The organism is Serratia sp. KG1D (genome assembly GCF_037150675.1).
In the GTDB taxonomy this organism is placed as follows: domain Bacteria; phylum Pseudomonadota; class Gammaproteobacteria; order Enterobacterales; family Enterobacteriaceae; genus Serratia; species Serratia nematodiphila.
Genome location: NZ_JBAGIH010000001.1, coordinates 973,696 through 995,545, shown reverse-complemented (window position 1 = coordinate 995,545; position 21,850 = coordinate 973,696). Strand labels below are relative to the sequence as shown.

Sequence of the window (21,850 nt, the reverse complement as noted above, 5' to 3'; positions counted from 1 at the left end):
GCGTCATGCTTTATCCACCGGGGGAACCGATGCCCAACGATCGCTACGCCGCCATCAGCGGCCAACAATTTATCGGCGGCCAACGCCGCGCCGAAGGGGAAGCGTCGCTGTGTAGCCTGCGCGCCGACGACGGTCAGCCAACCGGCTACCGCTTCCACCAGGCCACGGCGGCAGAAACCGCCGCCGCCGCAGAAGCCGCCGCAGCAGCCTTTGCGCCCTATTCACAGCTCAGTGCAGAACAACGCGCGAACTTTCTCGACGCCATCGCCGAAGAGTTAGACGCATTGGATGATGTTTTCTTCACCTTCGCCATGCAGGAATCGGCCTTGCCGTCTGCGCGGTTGAGCGGCGAACGCGCCAGAACCAGCGGCCAGATGCGGCTGTTCGCCACGCTGCTGCGGCGCGGCGACGTCGAGGGCGTGCGCATCGACTGCGCGCTGCCGCTGCGTTCCCCCCTGCCGCGCCCCGATCTGCGTCAATACCGCACGGCGCTCGGCCCGGTGGCGGTCTTCGGCGCCAGCAACTTCCCGCTGGCGTTTTCCACCGCGGGCGGTGATACCGCCGCCGCGCTCGCCGCCGGCTGCCCGGTCGTGTTCAAGGCGCACAGCGGCCATATGATCACCGCCGAGCTGACCGCTCAGGCGATCGAGCGCGCTCGGGAACGCACAAGGATGCCCGCCGGCGTCTTCAACATGATCTTCGGCAACCGCGTGGGGGCCGATTTGGTACAACATCCGGCGATTCAGGCAGTGGGATTCACCGGCTCGCTGCAAGGCGGCCGGGCGCTCTTCGATCTGGCGATGCAACGCCCTCAACCTATACCGGTCTTCGCAGAAATGTCGAGCATCAATCCGGTAGTGATCCTGCCCAAGGCGTTGGCGCGGCGCGGGCAGCGCATTGCGCAGGAACTGGTCTCTTCCTTCACACTCGGCTGCGGTCAGTTCTGCACCAAGCCCGGCGTGATCGTCGCGCTGCGCGGCGCCGCCTTCGATCGGTTAACCGAAACGATGAGCGCCCTGGTCAACGCCGCCGAGCCGCAGCCGATGCTGAATGCCGGCACGCTGGAGCACTACCGTCACGGGCTGGCGGCCCTCGATGCCCATCCAGGTATGCGGCGTCTCGCAGGCCGAAGCGAAACGCCCACGCTTCGGGCGGCGGCGCAGCTTTATCAGGCGGAAGAGGCGCTGTTGCTGCAGGCTGACCCGCTGCTGCAACAAGAGGTCTTCGGCCCGGTCAGCATCCTGGTGGCGGTGGATAACGAAGCGCAGCTGCATGCGACACTGGCGGCATTGCAAGGTCAGTTGACCGCCACGCTGCTGGCGGACGACGACGATCTCGATGTGGCCGTCGGGCTGACGACACTGTTGGCGCGCAAAGCCGGTCGGGTGCTGTTCAACGGGTATCCGACCGGGGTGGAAGTGTGCGACGCCATGGTGCACGGCGGCCCTTACCCGGCCACCAGCGATGCACGCGGCACCTCGGTAGGCACGCTGGCCATCGAGCGTTTCCTGCGGCCGGTTTGTTTGCAAAACACCCCTGCGGCGCTGTTGCCGCCGGCGCTGCAGGACGCCAACCCGCTCAACCTGCTGCGGCTGGTGAACGGCGTTTACACCCGAGCCCCCCTGGTTTCACCTGCCCCAAATTAGCCCGGCCGCATCTGCCTGCCACTCAATAACAAAAGGGTAATACCATGACAACCCAAGGCAAATTCAAGAAGCAGCTTACGCTCACCGACCTGACGTTCATCGGTCTGGGCGCCATCTTCGGCTCCGGTTGGCTGTTCGCCGCCAGCCATGTCTCCTCCATCGCCGGCCCGGCCGGCATCTATTCCTGGCTGATCGGCGGCCTGGCGGTGCTGCTGCTCGGCATCGTCTACTGCGAGCTGGGCGCCGCCCTGCCGCGCGCCGGCGGCATCATTCGCTATCCGGTATTCTCGCACGGCGAACTGATGGGTTATCTGCTGGGGTTTATCACGCTGATCGCCTTCTCCAGCCTGATCGCCATCGAAGTCGTCGCCGCCCGGCAGTACGCCGCCGCCTGGTTCCCGTTCCTCAGTCAGCCGGGTTCCGGCGATCCAACCGCGATCGGCTGGCTGGTGCAGCTGGCGCTGCTGTGCTTTTTCTTCGCGCTCAACTATTACAGCGTCAAAACCTTCGCCAAATCCAATAACCTGATCAGCGTGCTGAAGTTTCTGGTGCCGCTGTTGGTGATCGTGGTGTTGTTCAGCTTTTTCAAACCGGAAAACCTGCACAGCCAGGGCTTTGCTCCCTTCGGTTCCGCCGGCGTTGAGGCCGCCATTTCCGCCGGCGGCATCATCTTCGCCTACCTCGGCCTGACGCCGATCATTTCGGTCGCCAGCGAGGTGCAACGGCCGCAGCGCACCATTCCCATCGCGCTGATCCTGTCGGTGGTGCTGTCCACCATCATCTATGTGCTGCTGCAGATAGCGTTTCTCGGCAGTATCCCCAGCGAGATGCTGAGCGGTGGCTGGGCCGGCATCAGCCAACAGTTCTCCCTGCCGTTCCGCGACATCGCCATCACGCTGGGCATGGGATGGCTGGCGTTTCTGGTGGTCAGCGACGCGATCGTTTCGCCGAGCGGCACCGGCAATATCTATATGAACGCCACGCCCCGCGTGATCTACGGTTGGGCGCGCGCCGGCACCTTCTTCAAACTGTTCACCCGAGTGGACGCCGAGTCAGGTATTCCTCGCCCGGCGCTGTGGCTGACCTTCGCTCTCTCGGTATTCTGGACGCTGCCGTTCCCATCCTGGGAAAAACTGATCGGCGTGGTGTCCGCCGCACTGGTGCTGAGCTACGCTATCGCCCCGGTCACCGCCGCCGGGCTGCGGCGCAATGCGCCCGATATGCCGCGTCCGTTCCGGGTCCGCGGTTTCTGCGTGCTCGGCCCGCTGTCGTTTATCATTTCGGCGCTGATCGTCTTCTGGTCCGGCTGGGACACCGTCTCCTGGCTGCTCGGCTTGCAGATCCTGATGTTCTTCATCTACATCCTGTTCAAGAATCAGGTGCCGACCCACGCCGTTAGTCTCCGACAGCAAATTTGGTCCTCGCTGTGGCTGATCGTCTTCTATGCGCTGGTGATCGGGCTTTCCTACCTCAGCAGCTTCGGCGGCATCGGCGCTATTGCTCATCCATGGGACACCCTCACCATGGCGGTGATTGCGCTGGCGATTTACTACTGGGGCGCCTATACCTGTTTACCCCAGGCCAATTTTATCGGCGATGAAGAAGAATGAACCCAGGGAGGACATCGAAATGACATCCATGCATGTGCTGTCGCTGGAACAGGCTTATCAACTGGCGTTGCGTACGCTGCGCAGCAACGGTTTCAATCAGGCGCATGCCGAGGCGGTGGCGCAAAATGTCACCCAGGGCGAACGCGACGGCTGCGCTTCTCACGGGCTGTACCGGCTGTTGGGCTGCGTACGATCGCTGCGGGCAGGCAAGGTCTCTGCCGATGCGATGCCCAGGTTGCTCGACCAGGCGCCGGCCATCTTGCGTGCCGACGCCGGCGGCGCGTTTTCCCTGCTGGCCTACCGCACCGCTCTGCCGGCCTTTATCGAGAAAGTGCGCGCCAACGGTGTCGCCGCGCTGGCGATCAACCGCTGCGTGCATTTCTCCGCGCTGTGGGCCGATATCGAACCGCTGACCGAGCAGGGGTTGGTGGCCTTGGCCTGCACGCCCAGCCACGCCTGGGTGACGCCGGCCGGCGGTTCGCGACCGCTCTTCGGCACCAACCCCGTCGCCTTCGGCTGGCCGCGTCCGGATCGGCCGCCGTTTTTGTTCGACATGGCCACCAGCGCGGCGGCGCGCGGCGAAATCGAATTACACCGCCGCGCCGGCACCCCGCTGCCTGAAGGCTGGGGCATTGATAAGGCAGGCAATCCGTCCACCGATGCCGCCAGCGTGTTGGAAGGCGCGATGCTGACCTTCGGCGGGCATAAGGGCTCGGCGCTGGCGGCAATGGTTGAATTGCTGGCAGGGCCGCTGATCGGCGATATGACCAGCAAGGAATCGCTGGCCTATGACGATGGCACCGGTTCGTCGCCTTACGGTGGTGAGCTGGTCATCGCGTTGGATCCCGAGCGTTTTCTCGGTGCGGATAAGGCGAAATATTTCGCCGGAGCGGAGGCGATGTTTGCCGATATGCAGGCGCAAGGCGCCCGCATCCCCGGCGAACGCCGTTATCGGCAACGGCACCAGAGCGAGCAATACGGCGTGGAAATCCCCAAGGCGTTGTACGACGAAATAGTGGCGCTGTGCGATTAACGCTGGATTTATGCCCCGCGCCAGCAACCCGGCGCGGGGAGAGGCTTATCCAGCCTGAGCCATGTCGCTGTGCAGGCGCTTGCGCCACACCGGTTTGGTGTCCCAGCGTGCAAAGTGTTTCGCCTCTTTACCCGGCTGCACCTGATGCCACATGTCTTCTTGCCACCGGATCGGTTCCTTTCCTCGCAACGTTGGGCGGGTCTGTTTAATCGTCCGTTGCAAGACGTCTGCTTCTTCCGCAGTAATGGGCGGCGCCTGTCTGGCGGCGTCCAGCGCACGGCTTCCCAGCGGCGCCATCACCTGATACAACACGTTGACCTGCTGCAGCGTCGCTTGCTGATTAGTGCTCATCCCCTTACCCGACCAACCGTCGAAGTTTTCACCGGGATCGTCCCCCTGCGCGCGATACTCATTACCTGGCCCCTCGACGATATTCCATCCTTGCCAGGTCACCAGAGTGTGTAATCCATCGCGATCCTGCAGGTTTTTATTCTGGATCTGTTTGAGCACCGCGGCGCGGTTTGGCACACCGATCAGGTTCATAAACTCGTCCAGCGCGTTCCAATGCTGCCCCGCCACCAAACCATTCCAGACATTACGCAAACAGTTCCAGGGAATGGTGTGATGCCAGGTCAGCGTGATAAGCGGTTTGGTTGACGCATGTTGCCAACGGCTCGGTTCACTGCCCCGATCGCCTCTGATAATCCCATCGACTTCTAATGGCATAGCTGCCCCTCTTCTGGCTGAAATGAAAAATATGCGCAAGGCCGGTGGCCCGGTTGGCATAAAAACGTCAGCTAAAATCGTAGCAGTTCAGACTGGGATGGCAATAAAACGCAAAGCACGCTCTGCAGCCGGTCGGTAACCGCAGAACGTGCCCGAAAACGGTGAGTTTAAGATGAATTATCTGACCACCATCACCGAAATATTGGCATGGCGAACGATAGCGGCGGCATTGGACCCCAGCAGATAGGTTTTCACGCTCGGGCGACGCGAACCGATGATGATCAGATCGGCGTCGATCTCTTCCGCCAGTTCCAACACCTGATCGCGTGCAGAACCGAAGCTGACGGTGTAATTGAGGCGGTCCAACGGCAGATCGATTTCCGACATGATTTTCTTCAGTCTATCCACCGCCTTCACCTCCGCCTGATTCTCAAACTCCTTGAGGCCGAACGAATAGGCAGTAACAAAAGCCGAGGCATCCGGCAGCGCATGGAAGAAATGCACTTTAGCGCCGGACATCTTCGCCAAATATTCCACATGCTTCAGCGCATGCTCGGTCAACAGATCCTCTTCAATATCGATCGGCACTAAAATAGTCTTGTACATATCACATCCTTTCTATGTAAACCGGGTGCCAACAGAATACTGCCGCGCACGGGCGCGGTGAATCGCTTTATCACGCTTTTGTGATCGAGGGGTAAATACTGACAAGGATAGTTTTTAATTTAACAAAATATAAACATTGCACCGATAACGGATAGGCGATTAATTATTTATTACTCGAGATTAAATTAGCTGTAAATAAACCGCTTTGGCGGTAGCGGCGGTCTTATTGGCGACAGAAAGCTTTTTAATCGAGTTGCCGATGTGGAAATTGATCGTGCGCTCGCTCACCCCCATCAACAACGCGATCTCTTCCGCCGTTTTTCCTTCGCTGCTCCAGCGTAAAATGTCTTTTTCGCGCAGCGTCAGCACATCTTTTATCGCGTCATCATTCACCGATATCAAGGCCTCCCGCAGCGTTTTATGGGCGGTTTGCGCCAGCCAAAGGAAAAAAGTTTCATTTGCGGCACGCGCTTGCGGCGTTTGCTCAGGTAGCGCTTTACCGGCAAACGTCAGGATCCCCAACCTGCCATAGCAATCCTTGACCGACTGCGACCAACCGGCGCACAAGCCGAATTGCGCCATACGCCGCCAAAGCGTCGGCCGCTCATGATAAAAGCTTTCGTCCCACTGAAACTGCAGCGTGGAATGGTGAGCACGCTCAATAACCGGATCCTGCAAATATACCCGCTGCCGCCGATAATCCTCGAGATAGTTCGTTGAAATATTCCCTTCGATCAGCATCTTGGGGCTGCTGGCCGGATAACAGGAAAACACGATGTAGGAGAAATAATCAAACCCCAATGCCTCGGCGCAGGGCCCCAGCTGCGTCAGAAAGCATTCGCGATCGGCCAGGCTGCCAATCACCTCCGCCATGAGCCGTTGAGTGCGGGTATCCATAACGCAGGTTCTCCAGATAGCGATGCCGATTTATCGATAGGTCAGATTCACTATAGAATATCGCCGCCCGGCGCCAGTAGCCGTTTCATATAATAAAAAATACCAACGCTATAACGAAAACAGCTATTCCCCTTAAAATAAGCCTTTTTATTACGCCGAACAGGAAAACTACGCGAATAGCATACTCTCCTCGACACGTAAACCTGTCATTTCTACCGTTAGACAGCCAGGACACCACCAATTACTTTCCAGACAGGCACCCAGTGCCGCCGTAAATCCAAAGAGATAATAAGCATTTGCGAATTTCGCATGGCATACAGTGACGGGGATTTTCTATGGCAGAAAGTAATGCGGCAATTCAATCGGCTGCGATTATCGGCGCGGGAACGATGGGCAGAGGCATCGCTTATCTTTTCGCGCAAAAAGGCATTCCCACGATGCTTTATAATCGCAACGGCAATACCCTCAATCAAGCTCGCGAATATATCGCGCAAGACCTGAATAAGAAAGTCGAACAGGGCAAGATCGCGCTGCGGGATAAAGACGCGGTGCTGGCCAATCTGATGTTCACTTCCGTGTTTGAGGCCATCGCCGACAGCGAGCTGGTGATAGAAACCATCGCCGAGCAAGAACAAACCAAACTTGAGGTGCTGGCGGCCATCGCCGCAGTGGTCAAGCCCGACACGCTGATCGCCACCAATACCTCCTCACTGTCGCTCAACAAGCTGGCAACGGCGGTAACGCACAGCGAACGCTTTATCGGTTTGCATTTTTTCAACCCCGCGCCGCTGATGAAGCTGATTGAAATCATTCCGGCCTACTTTACCGCGCACGCCACCACGGAACGCTGCCGCCAACTGGTGGCGGCGTTGGGGAAACGCGATGTCGTCTGCCAGGCCACGCCGGGGTTCATCGTCAATCGCATGGCCCGCCCCTACTACCTGGAAGGGTTCCGCCTGTTGGAAGAACATGTGGCGCGCGCGGCGCAGATCGACCGCGCCCTCAAGGCTGGCGGGCGCTTCCGCATGGGGCCGCTCGAGCTGACCGATTTTATCGGCCAAGACATCAACTATCAGGTCAGCCGGCAAATCTGGCAGGACATGCAATACGACCCGCGCTATACCCCTGGTCATCTGCAGCGTTCACTGGTCGATGCCGGTCTGTTGGGGAAAAAGAACGGCCGCTCCTATTTTGCCGCCGAAGAAACCGCCCCGCCGGTGACGGCCGCCAACAATGCAGACGTCGAGACGCTGCGCGTTTACGGCGAGCATCCTTTTTTTACCCTGTTGCAGCAGCGAGCCGCGCTTCAGTGGCCACAGCTGCGCGTGGAACAACGGCCGGCATTACCGGGGCTGGGAGCGGCCGTCCAGATCAATGACGCTTTCACCGTCAGCATCACCGATGGCCGCACGGCGAGCCAACTGGCCGAGCAGACGGCAGCGGATGCCTTTGTGGTCGATCTCGCCCTGAACTACGCCGACACCACGTATCTGGTGGCGGCGCACAGCCGCCACGCTTCTGCGGCCAATAAGGCGCTGTTTTTACGCCTGCTGCACACGGCAATCCCGCAGGTTGAATTTATCAAGGACTCTCCGGCGCTTATCGTCGCCCGCGTCCTCAGCAGCCTGATCAATGAGTCGGTGATCATGGTGGAAAGCGGCGTCTGCAGCCGGGAAGACATCGATGTCGCCGCCGTCGCGGGCGTTAACTACGCCGGCGGCATTTTCGACTGGCTCGGCAAACTGGGGGAGAAAAACGTCAGGACGACGCTGAGCAATCTGGCGCAGCTGCTGCACGCGGCGCGCTATGCGCCGCATTACACCCTTCTGCACGCCGCGCAACCGGCGCTGACGACCACGCCTTAAGGATCCATGATGAGCATTAAAGATGACGGCGTTTATCTGATCGACGGCACGCGCACGGCGATCGGCGCCTATGGCGGCAGCCTGGCGCATACCCGCCCCGACGACATGGCGGCGACGATCATTCGCGGCCTGCTGCAGCGCCATCCGGCGGCGGAAGCCGATCTGGACGAAGTGGTTCTGGGCTGCGCCAACCAGTCCGGCGAAGACAACCGCAACGTCGCCCGCATGGCGGCGCTGCTTTCCGGGTTGGATCCGTCGGTGCCTGCCATCACCCTCAACCGCCTTTGCGCCTCCGGGTTGGATGCGGTGATCTACGCCTCGGCGAAAATCCGCAGCGGCCTCAGCGAACTGATTCTGGCCGGCGGTGTGGAAAGCATGAGCCGCGCGCCCTATGTGCTGAGCAAAGGCGAAACGCCGTTCGACAAAGGCGTGAAGCTGTACGACACCACGCTGGGGTGGCGCTTTGTCAACCCGCGGCTGGCGGAGCGCTACGGCAGCGATCCGCTGGGCATCACGGCGGAAAACGTAGCCCAACGGCAACATATCTCACGCGAGGAACAGGACCTGTTCGCGCTGGCCTCGCAGCAGAAGGCCCGCCGGGCGATCGAAAGCGGCCGGCTGGCGCGGGAAATCACGCCCGTGGACGTGCCGGCCGATCGTAAAACGACCCGCACATTCGCGCAGGATGAATTTCCCCGGCTCAGCACGCTGCAACAGCTACAGGCGCTGAAACCGGCGTTCTCCGCCGGCGGTTCGGTCACGGCAGGCAACGCTTCCGGCATCAACGACGGCGCCGCCGCGCTGCTATTGGCTTCCGGTCGCTACGTGAAGCGCCAGGGGTGGCAACCGCTGGCGGAGATCGGCGACAGCGCGGCCGCCGGCGTGGAACCGGCGCTGATGGGGCTGGGGCCGATCGCCTCCACCGAGCGCTTGCTGCAGCGCGGCGGCTTCACCATGAACGACTTCGACATCATCGAGATTAACGAAGCGTTCGCCTCACAGGTTCTGGCGGCGCTGAAACACTGGCGTATCGGCGCCAACGACGCGCGGGTCAACCCAAACGGCGGCGCCATCGCACTCGGTCATCCGCTGGGGATGTCCGGCGCGCGTCTGGTGCTGTCGGCAGCGCTGGAATTACGCGACCAACAGGCGAACAACGCATTGGTGACGATGTGCGTTGGCGTCGGTCAGGGGCTGTCATTAAACCTTAAAGCCGTTTAACACAAGGAACATACGATGAGCGTACTGAACATTCTTGAAGAAAAGCTGGCGGAAACCAAAAAACAGGGGCGTTTTCGCGAGTTCCTCAACCTTGAACGCGGCGTGCAGGACAAACCCTGGGCCACCAGCCACGGCCATCACGGTGAGCGCCGTCTCAACGTCTGGTGCTCGAACGACTATCTGGCGATGAGCCACCACCCCAAAGTGCTGCTGGCCACCACCGATGCGGTTAATCGGGTCGGGCTGGGCACCTGCGGCGCCCGCAGCATTTCCGGCACCTCGGTCTACCACAGCGAGCTGGAAACGCTGCTGGCCAGCGCCTACGGCAAAGAGTCGGCGCTGCTGTTCACCACCGGTTTCGGCGCCAACGACGCCACCTTATCCACCCTGTGCGACGCCATTCCCGATCTGATCGTGTTCTCCGACGAGCTGAATCACGCCTCAATGATTTACGGTATCCGCTACAGCAAAGCGGAGAAAAAAATCTTCCGCCACAACGATGTGGCACACCTCGCCGAGCTGCTGCAGGCCGCCGATCCGGCGCGGCCAAAGCTGATCGCTTTCGAGTCGCTGTATTCCATGGACGGTGACTTCGCCCCCCTGGCGCAGATCGTGGCGCTGGCGGAGCAGTATCAGGCGCTGACCTATCTCGACGAGATCCACTCCGCCGGCGTCTATGGCGAACGGGGGCTGGGCTACGCCGAACAACTGGGCCTGCTGGATAAAATCACCATTATTCAGGGCGGGTTCGGCAAATCTTACGGTGCGGCGGGCGGCTATATCGCCGCGCCCCGTTCGGTGGTGGAGGCGGTGCGCAGTTGGGCCCCGGCATTCGTCTTCAGCACCTCGTCGCCGGCGCCGGTGGTGGCCGCCGCGCTGGCCAGTTTTAAATACAACCTCGAGCATGACACCCAACGCAAACACCTGCTGGCGATCGTCGATCACCTGAAAACCGGCCTGCGCGCCGCCGGTATCCCGCTGGTGTCGGCAGACAGCCATATCCTGCCGCTGCTGGTCGGCGATCCGCACCGCAACAAACACATCAGTAAAGTGCTGCTCGATGAGCACGATATTTACGTGCAACCGGTCAATGCACCGACGGTGCCCGCAGGCAGCGAGCGGCTGCGGGTGACGCCGACCTCGGCGCACTCCCATGCCGACGTGGAGACCTTCCTGGCGGCGCTGGGACGAGTCTGGGCGGCGAACGATCTGCGGAGGGCGGGATGAAGTTAGCGGATTATAACGGCCATCTGATCACGCTCTGTCTGATGGCGACCGGCACGTTCGCCATCGGCACCGACGCCTTTATCGTCGCCGGCGTGCTCAGCGACATTTCCGATACCTTTGCCGTCAGCCCCGCGCAAGCGGGGCAGTTGATATCGGTATTCGCGCTGGCTTATATGCTGTTCGCCCCTCTCACCGCCTGGCTGCTGGGCAACGTCAACCGCAAGCATATCCTGCAGTTGGCGCTGGTGCTGTTCATCGCCGGCAACCTGGCCTGCGCCTGGGCCACCAGCTACCTGCAGATCTCGTTCGGCAGAGTGCTGGCGGCATTGGGGGCGGCTTGTTACACGCCGCAGGCCGCCGCCGCCGCGGTGGGGCTGGTGGCGGAAAAACGCCGCGGCCTGGCCATTTCCATCGTCTATGGGGGCATGACGTTGGCTATTGCGCTCGGTATTCCGTTCGGCACCTTTCTCGCCAAACTGATCGGCTGGCGTGAAATTTTCCTGTTCATCGCCCTGCTGGGGGCAATTGCGCTGCTGGGCCTGTCGCTGGCGCTGCGGGCCATTGCGCCACCGGGCAAGCATTCGCTGAAAGAGCGGCTCGCCCCGCTGAAACAAAAGGCGGTGCTGACCACACTACTGATCACCTTTTTTGCCGTTTGCTCGGAACACATCGTCTATAGCTACGTCAGCGTGTTGCTGAAAAACACCCAGTTCGGCCCGCAGGCGATCCTGCCCCTCGCGCTGCTGGTATTCGGCATTGGCGCGGTGATCGGCAATTTTGCCTCCGGCGCGTTAACCGATGCCCTCGGCAGCAAGTTCGTGCTGCTGTTTTCCGTGGCGATCCAGACGCTGTCCCTGTTTCTGCTGGCCTTCTATGTCACTTCCCCCTGGTGGGTACTGGCCATCTTTCTGGTCTGGGGTATTACCGGCTGGATGTATCTGGTGCCGATCCAGCATCACCTGTTGTCGCTATCGAAACGCTTTGGCGCGCTGACCGTATCGCTCAACAGCTCGGTGCTGTACGCCGGCATCGCGGCGGGCGGCATGCTGGGCGGCCTGGCGCTCTACGCGCTGCCGGCCTATTACCTGCCGCTGTTTTCGCTGCCGCTCGGCGCCATCGCCCTGCTGCTGACGCTGCTGTTTTTCCGCGGGGAGGCCAGCGATGAGTGAATCACCGCCGGTGCTTTACGAACGCCATGGCGAGCAGGTTGCGGTCATCACTCTCAATCGGCCGGAAAAAAAGAACGCCATCAACCTGCAGATGGCCGAGCTGATCCGCACCTACCTGCGGCAGGCAGATAACGATGACTCGGTGCGAGCGATCGTCCTGGCCGGTCAACCGGCGGTATTTTCCGCCGGCATGGATATCAACGCCTTTCATCAGGGTGAACTGCCCATCGTCACGCCGGAGGGGTTTGGCGGGCTGATCCATGCACAGATCGCCAAGGTGATCATCGCCGCCGTTGACGGCATCGCGTACGGGGGCGGATTTGAGCTGGCCCTGGCGTGCGATCTGATCGTCGCCGGCCAGAACGCACGCTTCAGCTTCCCCGAAACCGGGCTCGGGTTAGTCGCCGCACAAGGCGGGTGCGCGCGCTTGCCGGCGCGTATTTCCCCCTATGTCGCGCTCGACTGGCTGCTGACCGGCAGAACCGTCGGCGCACAGGAAGCGTTGTCACACGGCGCCATTTCCCGCATCAGCGCAAGTTCGGCCCGGGAAGAAGCGTTGCGCATCGCCGAGCAGATCGCCGGAAAAGATCTTGCCGCCAGCCAGGCGGTTAAGGCCATCGTGCGTCAGGGGCTGGCGCGGCAAGAAGCCCCCTCATTCGATTTTCAACAAGGCCCGGTCGAGCGCCTGCGTCAGGCTGCCGCCCATCGATAATGCCCCAGCCGGTTCGCCTGAACCGGCATTTCCCGTTTGTCCTCCACCGCTCATTTTACACAGCCTGCCTGTCGGCGCTGGGCTACACTGCCGGTAGCCCTAATGCGCTGATAAGGAAAAACAATGCGCCATTTGCCTCTACAAACCCCCAGACTGATCCTGCGCCCGTTCACCGCCGACGATCTGCCCCACTTTACCGCCTACCGCAGCCACCCTGACGTGGCGCGCTATCAAAGCTGGAGCGACTACAGCGCCGCCGAGGCACAGGCCTTTTTCGCACAGCAACGGCAGCTCGAATTCAACCGTGACGACAGCTGGTTTCAACTGGCGATCGAGCGCCGCGAGGACGGCGCGTTGCTGGGCGATGTCGCGGTGCATTTTTTCGATGAAGGGCGTCAGGCTGAACTGGGCGTGACCTTCGATCCGGTTCATCAACGGCAAGGACAAGCGCGCGAGGCGCTAAGCGCCGTCATCGCCCTGCTGTTCGGGCCGCTGGCGAAACACCGCATTACCGCCGTGGTGGACGCGCGTAATCTTCGCGCCGCCGCGTTGTTCAGTAAGCTGGGCTTTCGCCGTGAGGCCTGTTGGCGGCAAAACGTGTTTTTCAAAGGCGCATGGGGCGACGAATTCGGTTTCGCCCTGCTGCAAAGTGAATGGCGGGAGAATGCAAAGCATGACGCTACTGAATAAATACCTTGGGCAATACCAGTTCTCGGAACGGCATGCCATCGCCATCGCCGCACCGCAGGCGCGGATCCTGGAGGCCGTGGCCGCTTATGATCCCAGGCACGATCGCTTTTTCCGCAGCATGATAGCGCTACGCGAATTGCCCGCGCGCCTGATGCCACGCAATAAACCCAGCCCGCCGCCGTTTGGCCTACATAACTTTTGCCTGCTTGAGCAGGATGAAAGCGCGTTGGTCTATGGCCTGATCGGCCGATTTTGGCAGGCTGAATACGGCCTGGAGCAGGTCGCCGACGGGGCGGGGTTTCTGGCCTTCGCGCAGCCCGGCGTCGCCAAACTGGCGCTGGGTTATGTCGTGAGCCCCTCCGAGGGTGGGCGCTGTCGTCTGGTGACGGAAACGCGCATCTTCTGCCCCGACGACGCCAGCCGGCGGCGGTTTACCCCCTATTGGTATGCGATTCGCCTGGTGAGCGGGTTGATACGGCGCCGCATGCTGCGCGCCATTAAAACCGCCAGTGAAAAGCAGACGGCGAATCATTCACCAGATTGATTAATTTAAGAGCATTCTTAGAGAATGAAAATCATTATCAGCCTACTTTTTAATCACAACAAGATAGTGTTGAGAAGCCATTGACCCCGCCCCCTGCGGGGATTTTTTCGCCTATTTATCGCCTGTTTCAGGGAACGCCTGCATAAACAGGAAGGTGCAAGGCTTGCGCTGATAGTGGTTGATCTGCGGCACCAGCCGGGTGAAATGCTCGGTCTGACAATGCACATCCAGGGCGGCGCGATCCGGCCAGCTTTCGATAAAAATAAAATGCCCGGGATCCTGCTGGTCGATGCACAGTTCATAGCTGATGCACAGCGGCTCTTGACGGGTTTTCTCCACCAGCTCGCGATACCACGGCATAACGGTGTCAATGTGTTCCGGGTGGATAAAATCTTCAGCGATGACCTTCAGCATGTTGCGCTCCTGCATTCTGTTTTGCCGTGCCTCACCTTATCGTCCTCACTCCCGAGATGAAAGCGCCACACTCCAGCTCTAACACCGGGTTGCCAATTCGGTGATAGCGCACACAGATCTCGATCAAAGCGCTTGAACGCGCCCTGGCCCTGTGTGAACGTCTGATTAACAAAAAAGCAACACACCATTCACCATGGTGATGTCTGTACCGATATGCCGTCGCAATACGCGGCGTTTTTTTCGCCCCTAAAGGCCTGACCATTAGACCTTTGAGGTTTGCGAAAAAAGTCCGCTGTTACCGTCGTGTTGAGGGCAACGGCGCCAGGACGGTCCTTATGACCGACGCTTGTCATTCTCAGAAGAGAGGTTACCGCCAGTGAATCACGCCACCTATGCCGTTCCTGCGCTCAACGCCGCCATTCGCAAAACCTGGCGCAGACTGGTGCCCTTGATGTTCGCCATGTACTTCATCGCCTTTATCGACAGGGTTAACGTCGGCTTTGCCAAGGACGCGATGGCCATCGATATCGCGCTGTCGCAATCCGCCTTTGCCCTGGGCGCCGGAATATTTTTTGCCGCCTATGCGCTGTTCGGCATCTCGGCCAACCTGCTGATGAACCGCTGGGGCGCCAAACGCTGGCTCAGCGCCACCACCGCGCTGTGGGGGGCGCTGTCGGCCTGCACCGGGCTGGTGACCAATGAACAGCAATTTATCGTCCTGCGGTTTCTGCTGGGGATCGCCGAAGCCGGCTTTTACCCCGGCATCCTGCTGCTGGCGTCGATCTATTTTCCCAATAAGGTGCGCGCCTCGGTCATTGGCATTTTCGTGCTCGGCGTGCCGGCGGCGCTGACGCTCGGTTCACCGCTATCGGGGGCATTGCTGGAGATGCACGGCGTGTTGGGCAAGCCCGGCTGGTTCTGGATGTTCGTGCTGGAAGGATTGCCGGCCGTCGCCCTCGGCGTCTTCGCCTTTTTCTATCTCGACGATAGCCCACGGCAGGCCCGCTTTCTGACCGAGGAAGAACGCACGGCGCTGGTGGCACAATTGGCCGATGAACAGCAGCAGACCGAAACCAGCAGCGTCAAAGCGGCGATGAGCAGCGGCACCGTTTGGCATCTGGCGTTGATCTACGGCACCCTGCAGATTGGCGTCTACGGCCTGATGTTTTTCCTGCCGTCGCAGGTCGCCTCGCTGATGGGCACCCATCTCGGCTTCAAGGCCTCGCTGGTGGCCGCCATCCCCTGGGCGTTCTCCGCGCTGGGCGTCTATTTCCTGCCGCGCTATGCCGACAGAAACACCGCCAGAAGATTACCGATCGCCGTCGGGTGCATGGTCGCGGCGGCGCTGGGGTTGGTGGTGTCTTCCTATGCCGGCCCTCTGCTCGCCATCGTCGCCCTGAGCTGCTGCGCAGTCAGTTTCCTGGCGGTACAGCCGATTTTCTGGACGTTTCCCGCGCAGGTGCTCACCGGCCCGGCGCTGGCGGCCGGCATCGGTTTTTGCACCACGCTTGGCGCCGCATTCAGCTTTTTAGCCCCGCTGATCCGCACCGAGGCGGAAGAGCGTTTTCACAGCCCGCATGCCGGGCCGTTGGTGCTGGCCGCCTTTTCGCTGCTGTGCGCCACGCTGTTGTGGGCGCTCAGAAACCGGCGCACCGACGTGAGCAAGCAAGACGCGGAGATCGCCGGATAGCGGCGCGTTATTTAACCCTTATTGAACCTGCGGATGGGACACTGGCACTCAGCCCTCTCGCTCGCAGGTGTTAAATGGATGAATTGACGCACATTATCGCCAAATACAGTCCGGAACCGGAGATGTTGCTGCTGCTGATTTTCCTGTTCGCGCTGGGAAAGTCGGTGATCGTGGTGTCTTCCGCCCTGCCGCCCGCCTCGGTGACGCTGCTGATGGGCATCGTTGCAGGCAAGCATGCGCTGCCCCTCGGCGCGGTTTGGGCGGCCATCGCCCTCGGCGCCGCGTTGGGATCAATCTTGTCGTTCCACTGCGGCGCACGGCTGCACCGCCGAGATCTTGGCCGCCGGCTGCCGGCACGCTTTCACGCTCCGCTGCGCAAAGCGCAACGTTCCTTGCAAAAGCGCGGGCTGCCGCTGCTGTTCGCCTCGCGTTTTCTGGCGGTGATGCGTTACACCGTGCCGCTGATGGCCGGCATGCTGCAACTGCCGGTGCGGCGCGTCTATGCCACCGCCGCGCTCTCGGCCGCCGTCTGGGCGCTGCTCTTGATGTCGGCGGCGCATTTATTCCCCGTTTCCTGACCTGAAAGATTCTTGGGCAAATGGCTCTCCCCTCCGCCGAGGTTGCGCCAGCGCACAGCCTCTCTTGCCGTATAAACTGCGGTGCGACACCGCAGTTTGCGCCAGATCACCTTTCTGAACATCAGTCGAAAAATGCGAATTTTTTTGCAAAAAGCGCGCTTAAAACGGCGCAATGAGGAAACAAGCAGAGAAAAGCCTGAGCGTAACACGCTGATTTGGTTGGTGGGTCGTACAGGGTTCGAACCTGCAACCAATTGATTAAGAGTCAACGGCTCTACCGACTGAGCTAACGACCCAACGCGGTAAATTGTCCTCCTCGTCGGCGGCGCTGTCAAACGCTTACACTCATTACTTTTTCTCATGTGAATTTTACAACCCTTTGTTTAATCAACGAGATAAGCCGCATAAGGTCTATTAATCCCCTCTTTTGAAGAGTAATCTTCCGCTCCCTGAACGTCCGATTTGCCTCCTCCGTGTAAAGAGTGATCGACTTTTATCCCGCGTATAAATGTTGTAAACATGTTGCACAAAGGTGGCGTTATTGCACTACCTTACTAAAGCCGGATCAACCGGATAAATGTATAAAAAAGAGCCACTTCAGAGCTCACGACTTCACTAATGACAGGTAAAACAGGACATCATCAGATGGTAGATCACTCTAAAATAGCGACTGACGCGACGCCCGCTTCAGAAGATCATCTACGGCGAAACCTCACTAACCGACATATTCAACTGATCGCCATCGGCGGCGCCATCGGCACCGGTCTGTTTATGGGCTCCGGTAAAACCATCAGCCTGGCCGGCCCCTCGATCATCTTCGTGTACATGATCATCGGCTTTATGCTGTTCTTCGTGATGCGCGCCATGGGCGAGCTGCTGCTGTCCAATCTGGAATACAAATCGTTCAGCGATTTCGCCGCGGATCTGCTCGGCCCGTGGGCCGGTTTCTTCACCGGCTGGACCTACTGGTTCTGCTGGGTGGTCACCGGCATCGCCGACGTCGTGGCGATCACCGCCTACGCTCAGTTCTGGTTCCCCGAGCTGTCGCAGTGGATCGCTTCACTGCTGTGCGTGCTGTTACTGCTCGGCCTTAATCTGGCGACAGTGAAAATGTTCGGCGAAATGGAGTTTTGGTTTGCGATGATTAAAATCGTCGCCATCGTTGGGCTGATTGTCGCCGGGCTGGTGATGATCGCCATGCAGTTCCAGTCGCCGACCGGCACCGTGGCCTCATTCACCCATCTGTGGAATGACGGCGGCATGTTCCCGAAAGGCATCAGCGGCTTCTTCGCCGGCTTCCAGATCGCGGTATTCGCCTTCGTCGGCATTGAACTGGTGGGCACCACCGCCGCGGAAACCAAGGATCCGGAGAAATCGTTGCCGCGCGCCATCAACTCGATTCCGATCCGCATCATCATGTTCTACGTGTTCGCCCTGATCGTTATCATGTCGGTGACGCCATGGAACTCCGTGGTGCCTGACAAGAGCCCGTTCGTTGAACTGTTCGTGCTGATCGGCCTGCCGGCCGCGGCCAGCGTAATCAACTTCGTGGTGCTGACCTCCGCCGCCTCCTCCGCCAACAGCGGCGTGTTCTCCACCAGCCGCATGCTGTTCGGGCTGGCGCAGGAAGGCGACGCGCCGAAATCGTTCGCCAACCTGTCCAAGCGCGCGGTACCGGCCAACGGCCTCACCTTCTCCTGTATCTGCCTGCTGGGCGGCGTGGTGCTGATTTACCTGATCCCGAACGTGATGACGGTCTTCACTCTGGTGACCACCGTATCGGCGATTCTGTTCATGTTCGTCTGGACCATCATTCTGTGCTCGTACCTGGTCTACCGTAAACGACGCCCGGCGCTGCACCAGAAATCGATCTACAAAATGCCTGCCGGCAAACTGATGTGCTGGGTGTGCATGGCGTTCTTCGTGTTCGTGCTGGTGCTGCTGTCGCTGCGCGAAGACACCCGCCAGGCGCTGATCGTCACCCCGCTGTGGTTCATCGTGCTCGGCCTGTCTTACGTGTTTCTGCGCAAGAAGAAAATCGCGTGATGCAAAAAGGGGCGGCTCTCTCCGCCCCTTTCTTTTTACGCCTCTGGGCTAATCCGCTTCCGTCGCCACCGCCGCTTTATCCTTGCGCCGCACGCGCAGCTCGCTGACCACCACCCCAATCACGATCAACGCGCCCCCCAATAGCGCCACGCCCGGTAAACGCTCACCGGCGAGCCGCCCGACGATGCCCGCCCAGACCGGTTCACCGGCGTAGATCACCGTAGCGCGCGTGGGTGAAACGCTGCGCTGCGCCCAGTTCATGGTCAGCTGAATCAACGCGCTGGCCAGCCCCAGCCCTATGGCGCTGTACAGCAGGTAATCCGAATACGGCGGCGGCGACTCGCCGGTCGGCGCCATCATCAAAAATGAGGCCAGCGAGGCGGTCGCCAGCTGCACGATGGTCACCCGGCGGATATTCACCTTGCCGGCGAAAGCGCCGATGAGGATGATCTCTGCCGCCATGCCCAGCGTGCCGGCCAGCGTCAGAATTTCGCCGAGGCTCAGCGTCATGTCGGTGCTGCTCGGCGCCGCCAGCAGCATCAGGCCGGTAAAGGCCAGCAGAATACCGATCCACGACATGATGCCGGGGAACCGCCCCAGCACCAGCCATTGCAACAGCGGCACGATCGGCACGTACATGGCGGTGATAAACGCCGATTGGCTGCTGGTGATGGTCTGCAGGCCGACAGTTTGCATGCTGTAGCCGAACATGATCGCCAGCCCGATCAGCACGCCCGCCTTCAGTTCATACAGGGTCAGGCCGCGCAGCACGCGCAGCGAAAACAGCGTCAACGCCAGCGTGGCGGTGGCGAAACGCAGGCCGACAAAAAAGAACGGCCCGCTGACTTGCATCGCGTGGTGCACCGCCAAAAAGGTGCCGCCCCAGATCATAGTGATGAAAATCAACACCGCTTCCGGCAGCCTGATCTGCGGAACCACGGCGGAAATAAAGGATTTTTTTGCTGCTGACACCGGCTTGCCCTTCCTGCTGAGTGCAATATAATGCACAGATCCTGCCAGTATGAGATAAAGTCCGGCGATGAGCAATACGGCGCATAACGCGAAAACCGATCCCCCCAAAGTGCTGCAGTACCTGAGCAGCAATCTGCGCGGCTACCGCCAACAGGCGGGCCTGAGCCAGATGGCGCTGGCCGAGCTTTCCGGCGTCAGCCGCCGCATGCTGGCGGGCATCGAGGCCGGCGATCGCAACGTCAGCCTGGCGGTGCTCGACAAGATCGCCGCCGCCCTGGCGATTTCCTTTACCGATCTGATTCAGGCGCCGGAAGCGCGCGGCAGCCACCTGGTGGGAGAGTTGGCCTGGCAAGGCGCACAGCCGGGCAGCCAGGCGCTGTTCGCCGCCAGCGTGCCGGCGCGCCAACGGGCCGAGCTGTGGGAATGGACGCTGATGCCGGGCGAGCGCTATGACTCGGCGCCGGACGCCGAAGGCTGGAGTGAAATGATCTACGTGATTGCCGGCACCCTGACGTTGGAACTGGAACAAGGCACGCTGACGCTCAGCGCCGGCGCGGCGCAAACCTTCAACAGCGATCAACGTTACGCTTACGCCAACCACGGCGATCTCCCGCTGCGCTTTATCCGCAACGTCGCCTTCTGACTGCCCGCCAGCCCGCGCCGGCGGTGGATGTCGCGTCGCTGTCGTGCCGCTGTCGTGGCGCCGCCACCCCGCGCCCCCTACACTGGATGACAGTGACAGCGAACTCGGGAGTGCATCATGCAAAAGTACCGCATCAGGCCGTTACGTCTGGAAAAAGGCTGGTCGCAGGAGCAGTTGGCGACCATCGCCGGCCTCAGCACCCGCACCGTACAGCGGATTGAAAACGGCGAACAGGCCAGCCTGGAAACCTTGACCGCGATCGCCGCCGCGCTGGGCGTGCAGGTCCGCGATCTCAACGCACAGCCGCAACAGACAATGGAGGAGGAGGAGCCTGACGAACAGCGCATTCGTCGCCAGGTCGCGGCAGAAGGCAAACTGCTGAGCATGGCGGTGCGTTTCGCCGTGATTGGCGTGATGTTGTTCGCCATTAATTGGTTTACCCACCCGCACTATCTCTGGTCGCTGTGGGCGATCGGCGGCATGAGCCTCGCGCTGATCATGCGGGCGGTGCGCACTCTGCTGCTGCGCAACGTCTTCAGCCGCTGGCAGGAACAGCGGCTGGCGCAAAAACTCAGGCGCCTGCCGTGAGCGTTAGCCACTCGGCCAGCCGGGCCAACGCGCTGCCCGGCACGATCGCCTGCGGCGACAGCAGATAATAGCCGCTGCCGTCGGGCGTAAAACCGAACGGCGCACTCAACAAACCGGCGGTCAGATCGTCTCGCACTTGCAACCACGGGCCGATCGCAATGCCAAGACCGGCGACCGCCGCCTGCAGGCTGAAATAGAAATGATCAAAGCGCTGCTCCGAATGCCCTGCCAACGTCATCCCCTGCTGCTGCGCCCAGTGCCGCCAGGCATCCGGCCGGGTGGCGGAATGCAGCAGTTTAGTGCCGGGCCGCAAACTCCGCAGGCTGCCCTCGGCGATCGTCATCCTTGCCAACGCCTCGGGTTGGCACACCGGCCCAACCTTTTCACTGAACAGCGCCAGGCTATGCACCTGCTTTCCCCAATCGAAGTCATTGCGCCTGATCGCCGCCGTAATGCCGTCATGGAACGAAAACGGCCCGCCACCGGCCACCAGCTGTAAGTTGATATCCGGGTGCGCCTGCTGAAAAGCCGGCAGACGCGGGATCAGCCAACGCATCAACAAGGTCGGTTCACAGGACAAGACCAGCGGCGCATCGAGCGCCTGCTGGCGCAGTTCCAGCGCGGTATGATCCAGAATGCCGAAAGCCTGCTGCGTCGCCTGAAACAGCTTGCGCCCCGCCGCCGTGAGCAGTACCCGCCGATGGCGGCGCTCAAACAACGCCACGCCAAGTTCCTCTTCCAGCGCCCGCACCGCCCGGCTGACGGCGCCGTGCGTCAAATTCAGCCCCTGCGCCGCCTGCGTAAAACTTTCCAGCCGCGCGGCGGCCTCGAAGCAACGCAGCCCGCCCAACGGCAACGGCCTGCCGGTTTTGCGTGAGTTTTTCTCACCGATATTGTCACTATTCATCGTTTGTCACCGAGAAAAATTACTCTTATAAATCAGTCACTCTATTGATAAACACCGCAAGGATAA

At 60.6% G+C, this 21,850-nt stretch carries 21 protein-coding genes and 1 tRNA gene; 15 read left to right on the top strand and 7 right to left on the bottom strand.

Annotated elements, in window-relative coordinates:
- Positions 1–29 precede the first annotated feature (29 nt).
- From WFM45_RS04790 to WFM45_RS04780, 3 genes are read left to right on the top strand one after another with little or no spacing between them, the layout of a single operon-like run.
- A complete protein-coding gene (locus tag WFM45_RS04790; RefSeq protein ID WP_336955689.1) occupies positions 30–1,646 on the top strand; it encodes an aldehyde dehydrogenase (NADP(+)) in 1,617 nt (538 codons plus the stop codon).
- 44 nt (positions 1,647–1,690) lie between these two features.
- Complete coding sequence (locus tag WFM45_RS04785) at positions 1,691–3,256, top strand: APC family permease (protein ID WP_033633396.1); 1,566 nt, start codon at positions 1,691–1,693, stop codon at positions 3,254–3,256.
- Between the two features lie 19 nt (positions 3,257–3,275).
- Positions 3,276–4,289 (top strand): Ldh family oxidoreductase, encoded by a 1,014-nt coding sequence (locus tag WFM45_RS04780; protein WP_336954855.1) that lies wholly within the window; start codon positions 3,276–3,278, stop codon positions 4,287–4,289.
- A 45-nt stretch (positions 4,290–4,334) separates the two neighbouring features.
- Here the strand turns inward: WFM45_RS04780 and WFM45_RS04775 are convergent, their stop codons facing one another.
- The 3 genes from WFM45_RS04775 to WFM45_RS04765 form a co-directional block, all read right to left on the bottom strand.
- The gene (locus tag WFM45_RS04775; protein ID WP_004927990.1) at positions 4,335–5,015 is read right to left on the bottom strand and encodes a hypothetical protein; all 681 of its coding nucleotides are present in this window, start codon (positions 5,013–5,015) and stop codon (positions 4,335–4,337) included.
- A 177-nt stretch (positions 5,016–5,192) separates the two neighbouring features.
- Entirely contained in the window at positions 5,193–5,621 is a 429-nt protein-coding gene (locus tag WFM45_RS04770) for a universal stress protein (protein WP_004927993.1), read from the bottom strand.
- Between the two features lie 180 nt (positions 5,622–5,801).
- Complete coding sequence (locus WFM45_RS04765; RefSeq protein ID WP_004927994.1) at positions 5,802–6,518, bottom strand: LuxR family transcriptional regulator; 717 nt, start codon at positions 6,516–6,518, stop codon at positions 5,802–5,804.
- Between the two features lie 335 nt (positions 6,519–6,853).
- Here WFM45_RS04765 and WFM45_RS04760 point away from each other — a divergent pair, with 335 nt between their 5' ends.
- The 7 genes from WFM45_RS04760 to WFM45_RS04730 all read left to right on the top strand — a co-directional run bounded on the left by WFM45_RS04760 (position 6,854) and on the right by WFM45_RS04730 (position 13,946).
- Complete coding sequence (locus WFM45_RS04760) at positions 6,854–8,383, top strand: 3-hydroxyacyl-CoA dehydrogenase NAD-binding domain-containing protein (protein WP_033633399.1); 1,530 nt, start codon at positions 6,854–6,856, stop codon at positions 8,381–8,383.
- Between the two features lie 9 nt (positions 8,384–8,392).
- Positions 8,393–9,604 carry an acetyl-CoA C-acyltransferase gene (locus WFM45_RS04755; RefSeq protein ID WP_336954854.1) on the top strand — a complete coding sequence of 404 codons (1,212 nt, stop codon included), beginning with the start codon at positions 8,393–8,395 and terminating at the stop codon, positions 9,602–9,604.
- Positions 9,605–9,619: 15 nt separating this feature from the next.
- On the top strand, positions 9,620–10,831 hold the full coding sequence (hemA, locus tag WFM45_RS04750) for a 5-aminolevulinate synthase (RefSeq protein WP_015377390.1): 1,212 nt from the start codon (positions 9,620–9,622) through the stop codon (positions 10,829–10,831).
- Positions 10,828–12,000 (top strand): MFS transporter, encoded by a 1,173-nt coding sequence (locus tag WFM45_RS04745; RefSeq protein WP_336954853.1) that lies wholly within the window; start codon positions 10,828–10,830, stop codon positions 11,998–12,000. Before hemA ends, WFM45_RS04745 begins: the two co-directional genes overlap by 4 nt.
- Entirely contained in the window at positions 11,993–12,712 is a 720-nt protein-coding gene (locus WFM45_RS04740) for an enoyl-CoA hydratase/isomerase family protein (protein ID WP_336954852.1), read from the top strand. Before WFM45_RS04745 ends, WFM45_RS04740 begins: the two co-directional genes overlap by 8 nt.
- Positions 12,713–12,835: 123 nt before the next feature.
- Entirely contained in the window at positions 12,836–13,402 is a 567-nt protein-coding gene (locus WFM45_RS04735; RefSeq protein ID WP_336954851.1) for a GNAT family N-acetyltransferase, read from the top strand.
- Positions 13,386–13,946, top strand: a complete 561-nt coding sequence (locus tag WFM45_RS04730; RefSeq protein WP_156865456.1) for a hypothetical protein — start codon at positions 13,386–13,388, stop codon at positions 13,944–13,946. Before WFM45_RS04735 ends, WFM45_RS04730 begins: the two co-directional genes overlap by 17 nt.
- Positions 13,947–14,057: 111 nt before the next feature.
- On the opposite strand, the gene WFM45_RS04725 is transcribed toward WFM45_RS04730, so the two are convergent.
- Positions 14,058–14,360 carry a putative quinol monooxygenase gene (locus WFM45_RS04725; protein WP_015377386.1) on the bottom strand — a complete coding sequence of 101 codons (303 nt, stop codon included), beginning with the start codon at positions 14,358–14,360 and terminating at the stop codon, positions 14,058–14,060.
- Between the two features lie 451 nt (positions 14,361–14,811).
- Here WFM45_RS04725 and WFM45_RS04720 point away from each other — a divergent pair, with 451 nt between their 5' ends.
- Positions 14,812–16,050 (top strand): MFS transporter, encoded by a 1,239-nt coding sequence (locus WFM45_RS04720; RefSeq protein ID WP_443005620.1) that lies wholly within the window; start codon positions 14,812–14,814, stop codon positions 16,048–16,050.
- Positions 16,051–16,124: 74 nt separating this feature from the next.
- Positions 16,125–16,628 carry a DedA family protein gene (locus WFM45_RS04715; protein WP_336954849.1) on the top strand — a complete coding sequence of 168 codons (504 nt, stop codon included), beginning with the start codon at positions 16,125–16,127 and terminating at the stop codon, positions 16,626–16,628.
- A 220-nt stretch (positions 16,629–16,848) separates the two neighbouring features.
- Here the strand turns inward: WFM45_RS04715 and WFM45_RS04710 are convergent.
- Positions 16,849–16,924: transfer RNA gene (locus WFM45_RS04710), tRNA-Lys, on the bottom strand.
- Positions 16,925–17,273: 349 nt separating this feature from the next.
- Here WFM45_RS04710 and cycA point away from each other — a divergent pair.
- Positions 17,274–18,674, top strand: a complete 1,401-nt coding sequence (cycA, locus tag WFM45_RS04705) for a D-serine/D-alanine/glycine transporter (RefSeq protein WP_021504871.1) — start codon at positions 17,274–17,276, stop codon at positions 18,672–18,674.
- Between the two features lie 48 nt (positions 18,675–18,722).
- Here the strand turns inward: cycA and WFM45_RS04700 are convergent, their stop codons facing one another.
- Complete coding sequence (locus tag WFM45_RS04700) at positions 18,723–19,646, bottom strand: DMT family transporter (RefSeq protein ID WP_015377382.1); 924 nt, start codon at positions 19,644–19,646, stop codon at positions 18,723–18,725.
- A 67-nt stretch (positions 19,647–19,713) separates the two neighbouring features.
- On the opposite strand from WFM45_RS04700, the gene WFM45_RS04695 reads away from it, so the two are divergent.
- Together WFM45_RS04695 and WFM45_RS04690 are read left to right on the top strand one after the other, a co-directional pair.
- Positions 19,714–20,289 (top strand): helix-turn-helix domain-containing protein, encoded by a 576-nt coding sequence (locus WFM45_RS04695; protein ID WP_015377381.1) that lies wholly within the window; start codon positions 19,714–19,716, stop codon positions 20,287–20,289.
- A 117-nt stretch (positions 20,290–20,406) separates the two neighbouring features.
- Entirely contained in the window at positions 20,407–20,877 is a 471-nt protein-coding gene (locus WFM45_RS04690; RefSeq protein ID WP_048322812.1) for a helix-turn-helix domain-containing protein, read from the top strand.
- Here WFM45_RS04690 and WFM45_RS04685 read toward each other — a convergent pair.
- Positions 20,861–21,784 carry a LysR family transcriptional regulator gene (locus WFM45_RS04685; protein ID WP_336954845.1) on the bottom strand — a complete coding sequence of 308 codons (924 nt, stop codon included), beginning with the start codon at positions 21,782–21,784 and terminating at the stop codon, positions 20,861–20,863. The two genes, WFM45_RS04690 and WFM45_RS04685, sit on opposite strands and share 17 nt — an antisense overlap.
- Between the last annotated feature and the right edge of the window lie 66 nt (positions 21,785–21,850).

Excerpts from the sequence above, each read along its gene's own strand:
- WFM45_RS04775 (WP_004927990.1), bottom strand. The coding sequence starts at position 5,015 with ATGCCATTAGAAGTCGATGGGATTATCAGAGGCGATCGGGGCAGTGAA.
- hemA (WP_015377390.1), top strand. The coding sequence starts at position 9,620 with ATGAGCGTACTGAACATTCTTGAAGAAAAGCTGGCGGAAACCAAAAAA.
- WFM45_RS04790 (WP_336955689.1), top strand. The coding sequence starts at position 30 with ATGCCCAACGATCGCTACGCCGCCATCAGCGGCCAACAATTTATCGGC.
- WFM45_RS04725 (WP_015377386.1), bottom strand. The coding sequence starts at position 14,360 with ATGCTGAAGGTCATCGCTGAAGATTTTATCCACCCGGAACACATTGAC.
- cycA (WP_021504871.1), top strand. The coding sequence starts at position 17,274 with ATGGTAGATCACTCTAAAATAGCGACTGACGCGACGCCCGCTTCAGAA.
- WFM45_RS04740 (WP_336954852.1), top strand. The coding sequence starts at position 11,993 with ATGAGTGAATCACCGCCGGTGCTTTACGAACGCCATGGCGAGCAGGTT.
- WFM45_RS04745 (WP_336954853.1), top strand. The coding sequence starts at position 10,828 with ATGAAGTTAGCGGATTATAACGGCCATCTGATCACGCTCTGTCTGATG.
- WFM45_RS04730 (WP_156865456.1), top strand. The coding sequence starts at position 13,386 with ATGACGCTACTGAATAAATACCTTGGGCAATACCAGTTCTCGGAACGG.
- WFM45_RS04735 (WP_336954851.1), top strand. The coding sequence starts at position 12,836 with ATGCGCCATTTGCCTCTACAAACCCCCAGACTGATCCTGCGCCCGTTC.
- WFM45_RS04720 (WP_443005620.1), top strand. The coding sequence starts at position 14,812 with ATGTTCGCCATGTACTTCATCGCCTTTATCGACAGGGTTAACGTCGGC.
- WFM45_RS04780 (WP_336954855.1), top strand. The coding sequence starts at position 3,276 with ATGACATCCATGCATGTGCTGTCGCTGGAACAGGCTTATCAACTGGCG.
- WFM45_RS04715 (WP_336954849.1), top strand. The coding sequence starts at position 16,125 with ATGGATGAATTGACGCACATTATCGCCAAATACAGTCCGGAACCGGAG.
- WFM45_RS04695 (WP_015377381.1), top strand. The coding sequence starts at position 19,714 with ATGAGCAATACGGCGCATAACGCGAAAACCGATCCCCCCAAAGTGCTG.
- WFM45_RS04755 (WP_336954854.1), top strand. The coding sequence starts at position 8,393 with ATGAGCATTAAAGATGACGGCGTTTATCTGATCGACGGCACGCGCACG.
- WFM45_RS04785 (WP_033633396.1), top strand. The coding sequence starts at position 1,691 with ATGACAACCCAAGGCAAATTCAAGAAGCAGCTTACGCTCACCGACCTG.
- WFM45_RS04760 (WP_033633399.1), top strand. The coding sequence starts at position 6,854 with ATGGCAGAAAGTAATGCGGCAATTCAATCGGCTGCGATTATCGGCGCG.
- WFM45_RS04770 (WP_004927993.1), bottom strand. The coding sequence starts at position 5,621 with ATGTACAAGACTATTTTAGTGCCGATCGATATTGAAGAGGATCTGTTG.
- WFM45_RS04685 (WP_336954845.1), bottom strand. The coding sequence starts at position 21,784 with ATGAATAGTGACAATATCGGTGAGAAAAACTCACGCAAAACCGGCAGG.
- WFM45_RS04690 (WP_048322812.1), top strand. The coding sequence starts at position 20,407 with ATGCAAAAGTACCGCATCAGGCCGTTACGTCTGGAAAAAGGCTGGTCG.
- WFM45_RS04765 (WP_004927994.1), bottom strand. The coding sequence starts at position 6,518 with ATGGATACCCGCACTCAACGGCTCATGGCGGAGGTGATTGGCAGCCTG.